Genomic DNA, 16154 nt, shown 5'->3' with positions numbered 1-16154 from the left:
GGCCGCCGATACACGCTCTGCGATAAATTGCGAAAACTAATCGTCCGAAGCACCGCCAGGGCTCAGCAGACCAAGTTCCTCAAGATCAAGCTGAGTGATTGGATCTTCTTCATCCGACAGATCAGTATCCGCACCCGGCATGGGAATATGGAACCCCGGGGGTATACGGCCGCTCAACAGGCCGGCACCCTTCAACTCTTCCAGTCCAGGCAGATCACGCAGTTCCTCGATACCGAAATGATCGAGAAAATCCGTTGTAGTCCCGAGCGTGACCGGGCGACCGGGCGATCGCCTGCGACCGCGAAAACGAACCCAGCCGGCCTCCATCAGCACGTCGAGCGTACCTTTGGAGGTTTGAACGCCACGGATATCCTCGATCTCCGCGCGGGTGACAGGCTGATGATAGGCTATGATCGCCAGCACTTCGAGCGCTGCACGCGACAGCTTTCTGACCTCGTTATCATCCTTGCGGATAACGAAAGAAAGATCGGGAGCCGTGCGGAAGGCCCAGCAATCTGCCATGCGGACAAGATTGACGCCCCGGCCGGCATAGTTTTCTGCAAGTCGGCCCAAAAGCGCCGGGATATCCGTTCCGCGCGGCAGTCTATCGACCAGAAATCGCTCAGGAACAGGCTCGGCCGAGGCAAAGATCAGTGCCTCGGCGATGCGCTCGGCTTCGAGGTCCGAAAATCCCCCGGCATGACCGTCATCCACATCGTGACCAGCGTTCGAAAAGGTTTCGATTCCGTCGGTTCCGGACGTCATTCGCCACCTCCAGGCAACTGGGCGGATCGCTGCCGGTTGCCACCACGAAGATAAATCGGCTGGAAGGCGCCGTCCTGGCGGATCTCCAGCTTACCCTCACGCACGAGTTCCAGAGACGCGGCGAAGGCGCTTGCCGTTGCCGTCACCCGATCCTCCGGCGGCAGATAGGGAAGCAGATAGGTCTGCAATGCCGTCCAGTCAGCGATCTCGCCCAGCATGCGCGTCAGCAACTCACGTGCATCCACCAGCGACCACACCTTACGCCTCTCGATCGTGACCTGGGTGATCGCCGTGCGCTGCCGAAGGTTGGCGTAGGCTGACAAGAGATCGTAGAGGCTCGCATCGTAGGCGGATTGAACGCGATGCGGAATATGTTCCGGCGCGCCACGGGCAAAGACATCACGTCCCAGCCGGTTGCGATTGACAAGCTGGCTTGCCGCTTCCCGCATTGCCTCCAGGCGCCGCAAACGAAAGGCAAGTGTCGCCGCCATCTCTTCGCCGGTCGGGCCATCATCACCCTTGACCTGCTGAGGAATGAGCAGGCGTGATTTCAGGTAGGCAAGCCAAGCCGCCATCACCAGATAGTCGGCGGCGAGTTCTATGCGCACGCGCCGCGCGCTATCGACGAAAAGAAGATATTGTTCTGCAAGCGCGAGCACGGAGATGCGGGAGAGATCCACCTTCTGGCTACGGGCGAGATGCAGGAGAAGATCGAGCGGACCTTCGAATCCGGCAACGTCGATGACAAATGCCGGGTCGTCGGCAGCACGTTCGGACACGTCCTGCCAGAGCTTGTCCATTGGAATGGCGCCCTGCCCCGAATTCCCCGCCAAACCAGTTCACCTCTCTCGTTCGGCAGCCCTAACTCGTCAGGCGACCGCCATCATTTCGTGAAATTCTGCACGCAGCGCCTGTTCGTCGGACGCATCGGGAGCTGCAAAGCCGCGCTCGACGGCCTCGGCGCGCTGCAAAGCCTTACCCGACAAAGGCACAACTTCCTTCACCACCGCTTTCATTTCGTCCATGACGCCATTGCAATGCAAGACAATATCGCAACCTCCCCCCATGATTCGTGCGGCACGTTCGCCGATCGTGCCTTTCAGGGCATTCATCGATGTGTCGTCCGAGACCAGCAGGCCGTCAAACCCGATATGACCGCGAATGACCTCTTCGATCACCACCGGCGAAATCGTTGCCGGATCGCGATCGTCATAGGCGGTGAAGACGATATGTGCGCTCATCGCCATCAACTCGTCCTTCATCGCGACGAAAGGTACGAAGTCATGACCTTCGAGTTCGGCGCGCGAAGCGGTGACGACCGGCAGTTCATGATGAGAATCGGCCATGCCTCGGCCGTGGCCCGGCATATGCTTCATGATCGGCAGCATGCCACCCGCCTTCAGCCCTTCGGCTGCTGCCTTGCCCATTGATGCTACCGTTTGCGGATCGAACCCATAGGCGCGATCGCCGATGACATTGCTCGCCCCCTCGACAGGAACATCGAGGACGGGGAGGCAATCGACGGTCACGCCGAGCTTCATAAGGTCGAAGGCATGCAGGCGCGACATCAGCCAAGCTGCGCGCAGGCCCTTTTCTCTGTCCTGCCGATAGATTTCACCCAGAGCGGTGGCCGAAGGATAACGCTCGATCATCGGCGGACGGATACGCTGCACACGGCCACCTTCCTGGTCAATCAGAACCGGTGCATCAGGCCTGCCGACTGCGTCACGCATGGCGGCAACGAGATCGGCAATCTGAGGAAGTTCGATGCAGTTGCGGGCGAAGAGAATGAACCCCCAGGGGCGCTCATCACGATAGAGCGAGATTTCGTCGGCAGTCAAAGTCGCGCCGCTGGCGCCGAGAATCATGGATTTCGAAACACTCATATCAAACTACCCGCTGTGATGATCTGGAGCATTTCCGGACGCAAAACCGTTTTTTTCAATTTTGCTGGAATTGCCCTAACGAAAACGGGGCGCCGCGCGCCCCGTCTGTTTCGGCTGAATCAAGTCTTATCGCGCCACAAGGCAGCTGCCGCCGGCCGAGCGATATTTTTCGCAGAGCGCGACAGCCTGCTCCTTGCTACCGGCCGGGATACGGACGCGGTAGAAAGTCCCCTTGCCGGCAACTTCGGCAGCCTTGATATCGACGCCACGTCCACCGATCACACTGCCGAACTTATTCGAAAGGCTCTGGTAGGACTTCTGCGCATCGGCCTGGGACGGCAGTGAAGCAATCTGGATCACGTATCCACCTTCGCCAAGCGAAGCCACCTGCGTATTCTGCGCAGCCGGTGCGACGGCGGCAGGTGCTGCCGGGCGAACATTGCCCTGATCACTGACACTGGCGACGACATTGGCAGGCTGAGTCGACGGACGGGTGGTCGGAACGGGAGCCCGAACGGCGGCAGCCGGTGCGGTATCCGCCAGTTGCTCAATCGATGCCGGAGCCTGGGCGGCGACCGGCATGGTCGATACAGTATCGGCTGAGGCCGAGACCGGAACGATACCTGTCGAAGGTGCGGCAGGAGCCGGGGCGGCGGTCGGGAAGGCTGCAGCCGTCTGCTGTGCCGGAGCATCAGCCCGAACCGGAGCCGCAGCGATTTTTGCCGTAGCGGCAGGTTCGACTTCCTGCTCGACCAGCTTGCCGTCGGCGCGAACGATCATTGTCTTGACCTTGCGCGGCATAACCGTGACGGCCTGCTGTTCACCGGCCTGCTGCTGATCCTGCGGCAGAAGACGTGGATCCTCGGTCTCTGCTACGTCGGTCATCTGCACGTCGTTTTCCCCTTCAAGCGGAAGGGTATCCGGCATCAGAGTCTTCTGGACGACGTCAACCGGTTCTTCGCTGCTCGAAATCAGCTGCTGCTGCTTGGGAGTTTCCGATCCTGCACCGGCGACGCGGTCGTAAACGGCCTTGTCCTGGTTGGGCACGGTCTTGCCGCCCGGGTTCGCCGGCGCAATCTTGACCGGCTCGCTGTCGGCAGCGATCACCATCGGCTCACCATTTCCGCCAAGACCGGACGCGGAGTTTCCAAACCATGCAAAGGCACCCGCGCCGCAAACGGCGACAAGACCAACGGCAACGAGAGGAGCAATCCAACGTCGCGAAGATCCACGCTGTTCGACGTCATCGACATTCTGCTCATAGTCTTCGGCCTGAGCATAACTTTCATTGGCGGTAAGCGGGGTTGCAAGACTGCGACGGAAATCCTCTTCGAGGGCCCGCTCGAAATCATCCAGATCCGCGTAAACGGATTTCTGAGCAGCCGGTGCTGCGGCAACAGCCGCGAGCTGCGGTTGGACACTTCCGCGCTGGAGCGATGCCGCAGTCTCAGGTGCCTCCAGAAGAGAGGCGAGTTCCGCGTCGATATCGAGATCGAAATCGTTCCGATAAGCAGGCTGCTCTTCCTTCTCCTCTACAGGAAGGGTCGGCACATCGAGTTCTGCAATCGCTTCCGGCTGTTCTTCAGGCTCGGAAAGGAGAGCCGGATCAAACGGCACGTCGTCTTCAGGCTCCAGGTCGAATGCCGGCGCAGCGGAATATACCGGGGCCGCAGCATAAACAGGAGCGGCGGCGGCCGAAGAAAGAACAGGCGCCGGAGCAGGCTGTGCGATGGGAGCAACCGTGGCAGGAGCGGAGACCTCGGGGTCGACAGCGGCAACGACGGGAGCAACAACCTTGCTATTCTCCTCGACCACCATATCCGTTAGGTCGAGTTCCAGAGCGTCAAGCGCCAACTCGAAATCCAAGTCGGCAAAGGGATCGGAGGCTTCGTCGACCGATTCGGAGGGAACAGGCGCGGTGGGAGCTGCGTATACCTGCGGCTGCGCGGGAGCCGGCGACAGGAGTTCGCTGTCGACAGGAACCTGCACGGTCTCAACGACCGGAGCCACAGTGCGCGAGGAGACCGAATAATGATCAACGCCTGAAAGAAGGGCATCCAGATCAGCGAACTGATCTTTCGGCAGATCCGGCGCGACCTCCCCGACAGGTGCGGCAACCTTGGCGGCAATCGGCTCAGCCGGGCCAGCAAGGGGAAGATCCATCGCGGGGATTGGCAAATCCGAGATGACAGGGGCAGAAACCGCAGCCGACACCGGCGCGGCAACATTCCATCCATCGAAAGAAACCGGTTCAATCTTTGACGGAGCAGCCTGCAATTCGACTTTGGCCTCTGTCCGCTGGTGGGAAGCCACTCCTGCGCCTGACTGGAAGTTAGCAAGAGGCATGCGGAAGCTTGGCGTATATCCTGCCCCTTTACGTTTCGCATCCATCGGCGGCGACTGAGCCTCCACAGACAGGGGTTGGGCCGCAACAACGGGGGCGACAACCGGGGTGGAAACGAAGGACGTTTCCAATTCCGCGGCCAGATCGAATTCGTCGAATGACAGATCCTGATCCGCCAACGAAGCGGCTTGATACGCCGGAACTGCATCGACAGCCTCATTCGGCACATGCCACGAACTGGCCTCTTCAGGCTCTGTAGGTAGGGGTTCCGGAAGGCTTTCTACGTAAGCGTGATTGGCAATTCCGCGATCGCCGCCATCGACCAACTCTGCTTCGTAAGCTGAAGCTTCATCGTTCGAAGCCACGGCATCATGCGAAATGTCGTCTGAAGCCCACGGCTCCAGCGGATCGCCTTCAGCCTGCGCCTGATCTTCGCCTGTTGCCTGATCGAGACCGGAAACAAACCGGTTGCCTTCGAACGCAGGCTCGACGGAAACATCATCCATCGCAGCGATCGAAGGCTCTGCAACGACCAGATCATCGACAGGATCGAGCCGAGGCGCATCGTAACGCTCGAACTCGCGGAGAAGCTCATCTTCAAGGTTGAAGACCGGATCGGTCCGCCTTGCCGCTACGGGCTCGGCAACAGGAGGGGCCGGGTTTGCAACAACCCGATCCTCATAACCGACGATCCGCGCCAGTTCAGCCAACGGATCACCATCAGCAAAAAATTCCGGCACATCATTCCGGCTACGCGCAAGGTTATTATCCGCCATGACGTCGTCCACTCACCTACATTACTACGCTTCTGCCAGAGCAATATGGGCAAATGAGGGCGTTTTTAGCGCATCTCCTCCGGCGCAGCCGTACCCGTAATTGTGAGGCCAGACCTCAATACGGAAGCGACTGCACGCACCAGCCCAAGTCTGGCGATGCTCAATTCTCGGTTTTTATCGTTAACAAAACGTAATTCAGGTTGTTCCTTACCTTTATTCCAGTGCGCATGGAAGAAGCTGGCCAGATCATAGAGGTAAAACGCTATGCGATGCGGCTCTTGCGAAAGCGCTGCGCTTTCGACGATTCGCGGGTATTCGGCGAGCTTTCCAACCAGCTGCAACTCGTTCGGATCCGTTATTTCACCGACGGTCGAGGCCAGATCGAGCGAATCGATATCAAGACCCGGAAACGCATCCTTAGCTTGCCGGAATACAGACATGCAGCGCGCATGTGCATACTGGACATAAAAGACCGGGTTATCCTTCGACTGTTCAGTAACTTTTGCGAAATCGAAGTCCAGAGGCTCGGAATTCTTGCGGTAAAGCATCATGAAACGAACCGAATCACGACCGACCTCATCGACGACTTCGCGCAATGTGACGAAATCGCCGGAGCGTTTCGACATCTTGACCGGCTCGCCATCGCGATAAAGCTTGACCAGCTGGCACAGAAGCACGGTCAACTTCGCCTTGCCGTCGGATACGGCACGGGCGACCGCCTCGAGCCGCTTCACATAGCCGCCATGGTCGGCGCCGAGCACATAGATCATCTCGTCGAAGCCGCGGTCGTACTTCTCCTTGAAGTAGGCGACGTCGGCGGCGAAATAGGTGTAAGCGCCATCGGACTTGATCAGCGGCCGGTCGATATCGTCACCGACTTCGGTCGAGCGGAACAGCGTCTGGTCGCGATCTTCCCAATCTTCCGGAAGCTGGCCTTTCGGCGGCGGCAGCTTGCCCTTGTAGACATGGCCTTTGAAGGTAAGGTCGTTGATCGCCGCGCGGATCAGCTTGGCGCCTTCGGCATGCAGCGTGCGCTCGGAGAAGAAGACGTCATGGTGGACGTTCAGAGCCTCAAGATCCTCGCGGATCATCACCATCATCGCGTCAACCGCACGATCCTTGACGAGCGGAAGCCATTCTTCTTCCGGCATGCTGTGCAGCCGCGGGCCGAACTCTGCAGCAAGTTCCTTGCCGACGGGAACGAGATAGTCGCCCGGATACAAGCCGGCCGGGATATCGCCGATATCCTCACCCAACGCCTCGCGGTAACGCAGGAAAACGGAACGGGCGAGCACGTCAATCTGGCCGCCCGCATCGTTGATGTAATATTCCTTGACGACATCGTAGCCGGCAAAGGACAGGAGGTTGGCCAAAGCGTCGCCAACCACCGCACCGCGGCAATGGCCGACATGCATAGGCCCGGTAGGGTTGGCCGAGACGTATTCGACATTGGTCTTCTTGCCCGAACCGAAAGTCGAGCGACCATAATCGGTTCCGGCTTCGATTATCGAGCCAAGGATACGCTGCCAGTAGCCGGTCGAAAGGCGGATATTGATAAAGCCGGGGCCGGCCACAGAAACTTCGCTGACGTCGGGATCATTGCGCAATGCTGCCGAAATCAGGTCGGCAAGCGCGCGCGGATTGGTGCCGAGCGGCTTTGCCAGGACCATAGCTGCGTTGGTCGCCACATCGCCGTGGCTCTGGTCACGCGGCGGCTCGACAGTCAGTCGTCCGAAATCGATTTCACTGCGCTTTTCCTTGATAATATCAATTGTTTCCAGCGCGTTCTTAATTCTATTATCGAAGTCAGCAAAAAGATTCATGTCTCGTATCCACGCGTAATGCGAAGCGGGCTCTTGTAAAGCCGGTGGTGTTTGGAGGTCGGCCTAGCGCAAATCGGGAGTCTGGTCAAACAGCTCTCCATGTACGCGGACGGCATAGGTGTCGGTCATTCCGGCCAGATAATCGGAAACGTGACGGGCCTTGGCGGCCTCTTTCAACCCGGAAATATGATCCACCCAATAGTGGCTGCGCATCAAGGTCGGGTCATTCATGTAGGCCTCGAAGAGATCGGTGACGATCTTGGAAGCGCCAGCACGGATGCGCATAATCTCCGGATGGCGATAGATGCGGGCAAACAGCAGCTTCTTGATCAGCTGATCCGTCTGCGCCATTTCTGGCGAGAAGGTTGCGATCACCCGGCCTGCCGTCCGGACATCGGCAGCACTTTGCGGGCGGATATCGGCAAGATTGGCCTGCGCCACACCGATCACGTCCTCGACCATATGGGTGATCTGCCGGCGCGTCACCTCATAGGCGAAGCGGCTCGGCTCAAGATGTGGATATTTTGCCCTCACCTGCCGCATCAGACCGGACAGAAACGGTACATCTTCCAGCATCTCGAATGTCAGCAGGCCAGAGCGCAGGCCGTCATCTATGTCATGAGTATTATAGGCGATATCGTCCGAGATCGCAGCGACCTGAGCCTCAAGGCTGGCGAAACTCGCCAGTTCGAGATCGTGGAGTTCGCAATAATCGCGGATCGGTTGCGGCACAGGCCCGTCCAGCCCTTCGCCTCCCGCTGTCATCAGCGGACCATTATGCTTGACCAGACCTTCAAGACTTTCCCAGGTCAGGTTGATGCCATCGAATTCCGCATACCGGCGTTCCAGCTTGGTCACGATTCGCAGCGATTGGGCGTTGTGATCAAAGCCGCCGAAAGGTTTCATCACCTCGTCGAGGGCGTCCTCTCCCGTATGGCCGAACGGCGTGTGGCCGAAATCGTGGACAAGTGCGACGCCTTCAGCCAGGTCCTCGTCGAGCTTCAAGGCGCGCGCCAGTGCGCGGGCGATCTGGGCGACTTCGATCGTGTGAGTGAGACGGGTGCGATAGTGATCGCCATCGGGGCTGATGAAGACCTGCGTCTTGTGCTTGAGGCGACGAAAGGCGGTGGTGTGGACGATGCGGTCGCGGTCACGCTGGAACTCCGAGCGCGTCAGACTGCCATCTTCGGCAAACATCCGCCCCCGGGAATTCCAAGGGTCCGACGCATAAACCGCCCGCTCGCCGCTACCGAAACCGAGCGTCCTGGTATCGATCGTCATGCCTTCACCTGCATTTCCATTGCAATTCCGTTCCGCCCGGCCCATTGACGTGCCGTTCACGTCTTCATACCTATAGTGAGGCTGTGCGCAAAGCCGGTGACAATAATCTTCGAGTTGTTCAGGCACGACCTGCAGCTCACCGGGCCTTTACCCCGGCAGGAGACACGAAATGACTGAAAATGTAACCCTCTCCGATGCCGCGGCAAAGCGGATCTCCCAGATTGTCTCGGCCGATAGCGGCAAGCAGGCACTGCGCGTCTCCGTCGAAGGCGGCGGCTGTTCCGGCTTTTCCTACAAGTTCGATCTGGCCGAGGCGCCGGAGGCAGACGACATCGTCATCGAAAACGGCAATGCCAAGGTTCTGATCGACAGCATGTCGTTGATTTACATGGCCGGATCCGAGATCGATTTCGTCGACAACCTGCTCGGGCAGTCCTTCCAGATCAAGAACCCGAACGCGGTTGCCAGTTGCGGCTGCGGTACCAGCTTCTCCATCTGATCCTTTTTTCTGACCGGCATTTGAATCCAACCCGGCTTCCTTCCTGCGCCCGATCGTCTAAAAGGGACGATCAGGAACATGAAGTGGATGACGCATGAAGATCGCGACCTGGAACATCAACGGCGTCAAGGCGCGGATCGACAACCTGCGCCAGTGGCTCGCCGATTCGTCACCGGATATCGTCTGCCTTCAGGAGATCAAATCGGTTGATGAGGGCTTTCCGCGGCTCGAGATCGAAGCGCTCGGCTATCATGTGGAAACGCATGGCCAGAAGGGCTTTAACGGCGTCGCGATCCTGTCGAAGATCAAGCCGGACGAAGTGATGCGCGGTCTACCGGGCGGTGAAGGGCCGGATGGCACTCTCGATGAGCAATCGCGTTATATCGAATGCGTTTTCTCTATTGCCGGCGGCGTTATAAGGGTCGCGTCGATCTATCTTCCGAACGGAAATCCGGCCGATGATCCGGTGAAATACCCTTACAAGCTCGCCTGGATGGAAAGGCTTCGCCGCCATGCGGAAGCCTGCCTTGCGCTGGAAGAGCCACTGATCCTCGCCGGCGACTATAATGTCATTCCGGAACCGCATGACTGCTTCGATCCGGCCGTGTGGGCGACAGACGCGCTGTTTCTGCCGCAGACGCGGGAGGCCTTCCGCAGGCTCGAAAATCTCGGCCTGATCGACGCCGTGCGCGCCACGACTGACGCAACCAAACTCTATTCGTTCTGGGATTATCAAGCCGGCGCATGGCCGAAGAACAACGGCATCCGCATCGATCACCTGCTGCTGTCACCGGAAGCAGCAGACCGGCTGAAGGCAACCTCGATCGAAAAACACGTGCGTGCGTGGGAAAAGCCATCCGACCACGTTCCGGTGGTCGGCATATTCGATTTCGCAGCCTGATCCGCAACGCCAGGGCAACGCGAACGCGCTTTAAAACGCGGTTCGGGTCAGTCGTCGGTATCTGCCAGCTGGTGCGACAGCGCAACCGCACCGCGGCGGTCCCGTTCGTCGGCGACCGAGAATGCCTGTTCCTGAAGCTGCTCCATCCAGCCGCAATCCTTGGCGATGCAGCGGTCCAGCGCAGCCGTCATGAATGCCAGCCCGCGAACCGCCTGCCCTTCCTGGAAGAGGATATTGCCGAATACCGCCATGGCGCCGGCATGGCCGGTCTTGCGGGCCTGATTGAGCCACTTCTTGGCCTGCTGGATGTTTGAGCCGCCGCCCTCACCCGACAACATCATTCGGGCAAGCTGATACTGCGCTTCGGCCACACCGAAGGTGGAGGCTACCTGGAAATAGAGCTGACGCGCCTGATAAAGGTCGGGCTTTACCGGGCTGCCCGGAATGCCATGGCTGTAATAGCTCGCAAGCGACAGAAGCGCATTGACGAAGAAGCCCGTGTCCTCGGAGCCCGGCTCGACGCCCTGGGCTGCAATCTCGTTATAGATCTTGAAGGCCGTATAGTCGTCCTTGGTCACGCCATCGCCATAGGCATACATGTTGGCAAGCGCCCAGCGCGAACCGGTATGACCTTTTTCGGCAGCATAGCGATAGGCTTCGACCGCATCTTCCTTCTGGCCGTTCTTGTAAGCCTTGAAGCCGAACTTGAAGAGGTCGAAAGGACCAGATTCTTTCGACACACCTGCCTTGATGTCGAAGGCAAGAGCGTTCCCGGCACAGAATGCCGCCAGCGATATTCCAAGAAGCAATACTCTCATGGATCCAGTGCCAGACTTCCGCATGGTTCAGTTTCTTTCGACCCGCTCGCGGCTAGGAGCCGAAGCGTGCATTATTGGCCGTGCGGACAGAAGATCAGGACAAGACGATCCCGACATTCTGCCTCCCGATGGGCGAGAGAAACTGTAGGTTCCATTTCCGGCAAGACTTGGACCCGTAAACAAGATCGCGGCAGCAACGGAAAACGAATTCGCAATCCGCTTGCCCAATCCAGCAAAGCCCCGTTTATCTTCAGAAAACCCGCCCATGATACTCCAACACGCACGTTCCGCCCCCGCAGTTCGTGCTCTCTACTTACATACCGCTGCGCCTCGTTTGTGGCGGGAAATGGACAAAAGTCCTAGCCTTGAAACGCGCCGCGATCGTCACAAAAAAGTGTTGCGAAATCGTCACAGTATTTTAGCAGCCAAGCGAATAACCGCGACAAGCAAAAGCCCGGTCGAAACCGGGCTTTTGTCTTTGACAAAGCAGAGATCAGAAACGGACCTTTATACCCGTCGAAATAGCGGCAACGATATCGTCGTCGAAATCGTAATTGGCTCTTTGCCCATAAGTCAGGCCATCCAGTACAACGGTACGGGAAGAACCACCGGTCATCAGACCAAGAACCCCGGCAAGGCGGAATTCGACATTTTTCGTCGGTGAGTAGCTGCCGAGAACGCCGAGCGCCCAGGTATCCGTCTGAGATCCAAAGCCTTGCGACGTTCCACGGTCCCAAGTCAGGCTGACAGCGCCACTCCACTGCTCGTTGAACTTATGGCCGATGCCGCCCATGACAGTCCAACCGTCCCGATAGCCGAGGTCGAGTGTTGTGACCTGAGTGCCGGCGGCGCAGACACCTGCAACTCCGGAAGAGCAGAAGAACGGCACCTTCTGCAACTGGCTCCAATCCGTCCACTTCACGGAACCGAATGCCAACCAGTCGGGCGCGATACCGGATTGCACCTTGAGCTCAAGAACATCAGGCATCGCCTGAGAGCCATAGACATCAAATTTGGGAGTTCCCGACACCTGGGAGAGATCGAGTGTGCCAGTAATGTCGTTCAGCTTGACTTCGCTGTTATACACCAGGCTCGCGCGGAATGCGTATTCTGGAATTTCGTAGGCAACACCTGCCCGCCAACCCCAGCCATCGCCTTCCAAATCGAGACGGCCGACGCCGGAGAGTGGAAATCCGGCAGGAAACGCCTGAACCAGACGTTCCTGGAAGCCATATACCTCTTGGTAGAAGCCACCGCCGATGAGGCGAAGCTGCCCCGGTCCCACATCAAAACGGTAGGAACAGGTGGTCGCATAGTTGCGGCTCTTTACCTCTGTTTCGATGTCCTCGTTGGCCCCAGCCCAGTTACGGCCTGGATTTTTGTGCGCACCCCACGGTTCGGAATAATCGAACATGCAGTCTACAGCGTCACCAATTCCGGCCTTTACGCCAATACGGGGCGACCAGTAGTCCTCGCTGCCATTTGCCGATGTCGGAAGGCCGGTCAGATTACCACCACCACCCGTAGGCGGAGTGCCGCCAGGATTGAAAGGACTGGGATCTATATCCCTCACATTCTTCAGCTTGCGGTCCGGCATGACGAAGGTCGACGTCGCCTCTGCCGTAAACCTGGACGTATCGAACAAGAGATCGATGTTGTAACCGCCGCGCTCAAGCCCCCCAGCGAGCGCTGGCGTTTGCAGCATACCGACCGCCGCCGCAGCCAGAACTCCGCCTGAAATAAAGTGTCTTACCATGTTTTCTCCCACTCCCGGTAAGTTACCGGCATCACTGTAGATCGTTGATCCTAAACAACAACTTTCGGGCGTCGGGACGATTGCAATGCACAATCGCTCAAAATTTACGTAAGCTACTCAGCAACGGGGAGAGAATCGACCGACAGGAGATGAAATTACCGCAAAATTGACGAATCGCAGTCGATCTTGGAATTTTATCTTGTGGTAATATGCGTCTGTGACCTTCACGCAACAGAGTCCTTTTCTCCGGCCACGCATCTGCACAATAAAGCAATTGGACATCTAAGCGCATACGAAAATGCCGCACCCATGGCTGGATGCGGCATTTGACATCGCTGAGTCGTCTCTAAAATCAGCCGGCTTCGGCGATCCGCGTCAGCGCGATCTTGAGATTGGCAAGCTGAACTTCGAGTTCGACATAACGCTCGCGATCGGCGGCAACGACTTCCGGATCTGCATTGGCGATGAACTTCTCGTTGGAGAGCTTCTTGTTCAAGCGCTCCATCTCCTGTTCCGTCTTGCCGATCGCCTTTTCGATACGGGCCTTTTCAGCGGCCAGATCAATCAGGTTGCCGAGCGGCAGGCAGGCTGTCGCCTCGCCGACGACGATCTGGGCGGCGCCCTTGGGTGCGCTATCGGCCGGTTCTATGCTTTCGACGCGCGCCAGGCGCTTGATCGCAGCCTCATGGCGACGCATGCGGAAGGCCGTTACCTCATTTGCGCCGACGACGATCAGCGGTGCGGTCGCCGACGGCGGCACGTTCATTTCCGAACGCGCCGAACGCAGACCGGAGACGAGATCGACCAGCCAGTTGATCTCGCTGGCGGCTTCTTCATCACTGAAATCAGCAGCTGGCCAGTCGCCGTGAGCCAAAAGACCATCACGCTCTGCCGTGTGCGCCCAGAGTTCTTCGGTCATGAACGGCATGAATGGGTGCAGAAGCGCGTAGGTCTTTTCCATGACGTAGGCCATGCAAGCCTGCGCTTCCGCCTTCGCCTGCTCATCCTCACCCATGAAGACCGGCTTCAGGAGTTCGACATACCAGTCGCAGACCTGATTCCAGACGAAACGATAAAGACCGCCAGCCGCTTCATTAAAGCGATAGGTCTCGATTGCCGTCGTGACTTCCTCGACCGTCTTCGACAGTTCGGTGAGGATCCAGCGATTGACCGTCAACTTTGCATCTTCCGGCCTGAAGTCGGCATTGCGGGTAACGCCGTTCATCTCGCCGAAACGCGTCGCATTCCACAGCTTGGTGCCGAAATTGCGATAGCCGGCAATGCGGGCCGGATCGAGCTTCACATCCCTGCCCTGCGCCGCCATGACCGCCAGCGTGAAGCGCAGCGCATCAGCACCGTATTCGTCGATCAGTTCGAGAGGATCGATTACGTTGCCCTTGGACTTCGACATCTTCTGACCGTTCTTGTCACGCACCAGCGCGTGAACATAGACGGTGTTGAACGGCTCGACCGGATTTCCTTCCTCATCCTTCATGAAATGAAGGCCCATCATCATCATGCGGGCGACCCAGAAGAAGATGATGTCGAAACCGGTGACAAGAACGTTGGTCGGATAATAGCGCGCAAGCTCCGGCGTCTTGTCGGGCCAGCCGAGCGTCGAGAACGGCCAGAGCGCAGATGAGAACCAGGTGTCGAGCACGTCTTCGTCGCGGGTCAGGATTTCACCCGGCGCAAAGTTTTCGAGCTTTTCCTGAACCCAGGCCTTCCACGGGCCTTCATGCGCCAGATAGTGCTGGACGGCCGCGTCGAGCGCCTCTTCCTCGGACTTTTCGACGAAGCACTGGCCATCCGGTCCGTACCAGGCCGGGATCTGGTGACCCCACCAAAGCTGGCGCGAAATGCACCACGGCTCGATGTTTTCCATCCAGTCGAAATAGGTCTTTTCCCAGTTCTTCGGAACGAAGTTGGTGCGGCCTTCGCGAACGGAAGCAATCGCCGGCTCGGCCAGCGTCTTTGCATCGGCAAACCACTGGTCGGTCAGCATCGGCTCGATGACGACGCCGGAGCGGTCGCCGAACGGCTGCATGATCTTCTTCTTCTCGACATAGGGAATGTCGTTGCCTTCGGCATCCTTGACCGTGACGGCCAAGCCTTCGGCATTAATCGCCTCGATGATTCTCGTACGCGCGACCATGCGGTCGAGGCCGCGATACTCTTCCGGAACGAGGTTGATCTCGTCGACATCGCTCTCGCTCGGCAGTTCGCCGGACTTGGTGATGGCAAGCGCCCTTGCTGCACATTCGGCGTAAGAATCGCCGTCTTCGCGCATGGAAGCGACCGTATCCATCAGGCGATAGAGCGGAATCTTGTTACGCTTGGCGACTTGGTAATCGTTGAAGTCATGCGCGCCGGTGATCTTGACGGCACCCGAGCCGAAATCAGGCTCCGGATATTCGTCAGCGATGATCGGGATCAGGCGGCGATGCTCCTTCGGACCAACCGGGATTTCACAGAGCTTGCCGACGATCGGCGCGTAACGCTCGTCCGACGGATGAACGGCAACCGCGCCGTCACCCAGCATGGTTTCCGGGCGGGTTGTGGCGATCGAGATGTAGTCGCGTTCTTCCGACAGGATGACGTTACCGTCGGCATCCTTCTCGACATAGGTATAGGTTTCGCCGCCGGCCAGCGGGTACTTGAAGTGCCACATGTGGCCGTCGACTTCCTTGCTCTCGACTTCGAGATCAGAAATCGCCGTTTCGAATTTCGGGTCCCAGTTGACCAGTCGCTTGCCGCGATAGATCAGGCCTTCCTTGTAGAGCGTGACGAAGACTTCGAGCACGGCCTTGGAAAGACCTTCATCCATGGTGAAGCGTTCGCGCGACCAATCGCAGGATGCGCCGAGGCGCTTGAGCTGATTGAAGATCAGCCCGCCGGATTCGGCTTTCCAGTCCCAGACGCGGTTGACGAAGGCTTCGCGGCCCATGTCGCGACGACCGGGAAGCTGGCGCTCCATCAACTGGCGCTCTACGACCATCTGCGTTGCGATACCGGCATGGTCCATGCCCGGCTGCCACAACACGTCCTTGCCGCGCATGCGCTCGAAGCGGACCATGATGTCCTGCAGCGTATTGTTGAGCGCGTGGCCCATATGCAGTGAACCGGTAACGTTCGGCGGCGGGATCACGATCGTGAAGGTGTCCGCACCCGGCTTGGCATTGGCGCCAGCGCGGAAAGCATCCGCATCGTCCCAGGCTTTTGCGATCTTCGGTTCGACGGCGGCGGAATCGTAGGTCTTTTCGAGCATTTCCTGACCCGTTTTTATTTATGAATGAGATGGTCGG

11 protein-coding genes are annotated in these 16154 nt (G+C 58.4%); 2 read left to right on the top strand and 9 right to left on the bottom strand.

From position 1 onward, the window contains the following. Window positions 1-36: 36 nt before the first annotated feature. From scpB to JZX87_RS10195, 6 genes are all read right to left on the bottom strand, one after another. Window positions 37-765: an SMC-Scp complex subunit ScpB gene (gene scpB / locus JZX87_RS10220; protein WP_206825306.1), complete on the bottom strand. Its 729-nt coding sequence runs from the start codon at window positions 763-765 to the stop codon at window positions 37-39. Further along, window positions 762-1565: a segregation and condensation protein A gene (locus tag JZX87_RS10215; protein WP_206825561.1), complete on the bottom strand. Its 804-nt coding sequence runs from the start codon at window positions 1563-1565 to the stop codon at window positions 762-764. The genes scpB and JZX87_RS10215 overlap by 4 nt, the downstream gene beginning before the upstream one ends. Before the next feature lie 69 nt (window positions 1566-1634). Further along, window positions 1635-2651, bottom strand: a complete 1017-nt coding sequence (gene nagZ / locus JZX87_RS10210; RefSeq protein ID WP_206825305.1) for a beta-N-acetylhexosaminidase — start codon at window positions 2649-2651, stop codon at window positions 1635-1637. 126 nt (window positions 2652-2777) lie between these two features. After that, window positions 2778-5771 carry an SPOR domain-containing protein gene (locus JZX87_RS10205; protein ID WP_206825304.1) on the bottom strand — a complete coding sequence of 998 codons (2994 nt, stop codon included), beginning with the start codon at window positions 5769-5771 and terminating at the stop codon, window positions 2778-2780. A gap of 65 nt (window positions 5772-5836) precedes the next feature. Beyond that, window positions 5837-7594, bottom strand: coding sequence for an arginine--tRNA ligase (gene argS / locus JZX87_RS10200; RefSeq protein ID WP_206825303.1), 1758 nt, complete (start codon window positions 7592-7594; stop codon window positions 5837-5839). A 63-nt stretch (window positions 7595-7657) separates the two neighbouring features. After that, window positions 7658-8875 carry a deoxyguanosinetriphosphate triphosphohydrolase gene (locus JZX87_RS10195; RefSeq protein ID WP_183821894.1) on the bottom strand — a complete coding sequence of 406 codons (1218 nt, stop codon included), beginning with the start codon at window positions 8873-8875 and terminating at the stop codon, window positions 7658-7660. A 169-nt stretch (window positions 8876-9044) separates the two neighbouring features. Here JZX87_RS10195 and erpA point away from each other — a divergent pair, with 169 nt between their 5' ends. Together erpA and xth are read left to right on the top strand one after the other, a co-directional pair. Beyond that, the gene (gene erpA, locus JZX87_RS10190; protein WP_148146403.1) at window positions 9045-9374 is read left to right on the top strand and encodes an iron-sulfur cluster insertion protein ErpA; all 330 of its coding nucleotides are present in this window, start codon (window positions 9045-9047) and stop codon (window positions 9372-9374) included. 94 nt (window positions 9375-9468) lie between these two features. Next, window positions 9469-10275, top strand: a complete 807-nt coding sequence (gene xth, locus JZX87_RS10185; protein ID WP_206825302.1) for an exodeoxyribonuclease III — start codon at window positions 9469-9471, stop codon at window positions 10273-10275. Window positions 10276-10322: 47 nt separating this feature from the next. Here the strand turns inward: xth and exoR are convergent, their stop codons facing one another. The 3 genes from exoR to JZX87_RS10170 form a co-directional block, all read right to left on the bottom strand. After that, complete coding sequence (gene exoR / locus JZX87_RS10180) at window positions 10323-11117, bottom strand: exopolysaccharide production regulator ExoR (RefSeq protein WP_148146401.1); 795 nt, start codon at window positions 11115-11117, stop codon at window positions 10323-10325. Window positions 11118-11586: 469 nt separating this feature from the next. Beyond that, window positions 11587-12849: an OmpP1/FadL family transporter gene (locus JZX87_RS10175; RefSeq protein WP_206825301.1), complete on the bottom strand. Its 1263-nt coding sequence runs from the start codon at window positions 12847-12849 to the stop codon at window positions 11587-11589. Between the two features lie 352 nt (window positions 12850-13201). Continuing rightward, entirely contained in the window at window positions 13202-16117 is a 2916-nt protein-coding gene (locus JZX87_RS10170) for a valine--tRNA ligase (RefSeq protein WP_206825300.1), read from the bottom strand. Window positions 16118-16154: the final 37 nt, after the last annotated feature.

The organism is Agrobacterium sp. Ap1 (assembly GCF_017313375.1).
Taxonomy (GTDB): Bacteria; Pseudomonadota; Alphaproteobacteria; order Rhizobiales; family Rhizobiaceae; genus Neorhizobium; species Neorhizobium cellulosilyticum.
This window is presented reverse-complemented; position numbering and strand designations above follow the sequence as displayed.

Coding starts and splice junctions, on each gene's coding strand:
- scpB (WP_206825306.1), bottom strand. CDS start 765: ATGACGTCCGGAACCGACGGAATCGAAACCTTTTCGAACGCTGGTCAC.
- JZX87_RS10215 (WP_206825561.1), bottom strand. CDS start 1,565: ATGGACAAGCTCTGGCAGGACGTGTCCGAACGTGCTGCCGACGACCCG.
- nagZ (WP_206825305.1), bottom strand. CDS start 2,651: ATGAGTGTTTCGAAATCCATGATTCTCGGCGCCAGCGGCGCGACTTTG.
- JZX87_RS10205 (WP_206825304.1), bottom strand. CDS start 5,771: ATGGCGGATAATAACCTTGCGCGTAGCCGGAATGATGTGCCGGAATTT.
- argS (WP_206825303.1), bottom strand. CDS start 7,594: ATGAATCTTTTTGCTGACTTCGATAATAGAATTAAGAACGCGCTGGAA.
- JZX87_RS10195 (WP_183821894.1), bottom strand. CDS start 8,875: ATGACGATCGATACCAGGACGCTCGGTTTCGGTAGCGGCGAGCGGGCG.
- erpA (WP_148146403.1), top strand. CDS start 9,045: ATGACTGAAAATGTAACCCTCTCCGATGCCGCGGCAAAGCGGATCTCC.
- xth (WP_206825302.1), top strand. CDS start 9,469: ATGAAGATCGCGACCTGGAACATCAACGGCGTCAAGGCGCGGATCGAC.
- exoR (WP_148146401.1), bottom strand. CDS start 11,117: ATGCGGAAGTCTGGCACTGGATCCATGAGAGTATTGCTTCTTGGAATA.
- JZX87_RS10175 (WP_206825301.1), bottom strand. CDS start 12,849: ATGGTAAGACACTTTATTTCAGGCGGAGTTCTGGCTGCGGCGGCGGTC.
- JZX87_RS10170 (WP_206825300.1), bottom strand. CDS start 16,117: ATGCTCGAAAAGACCTACGATTCCGCCGCCGTCGAACCGAAGATCGCA.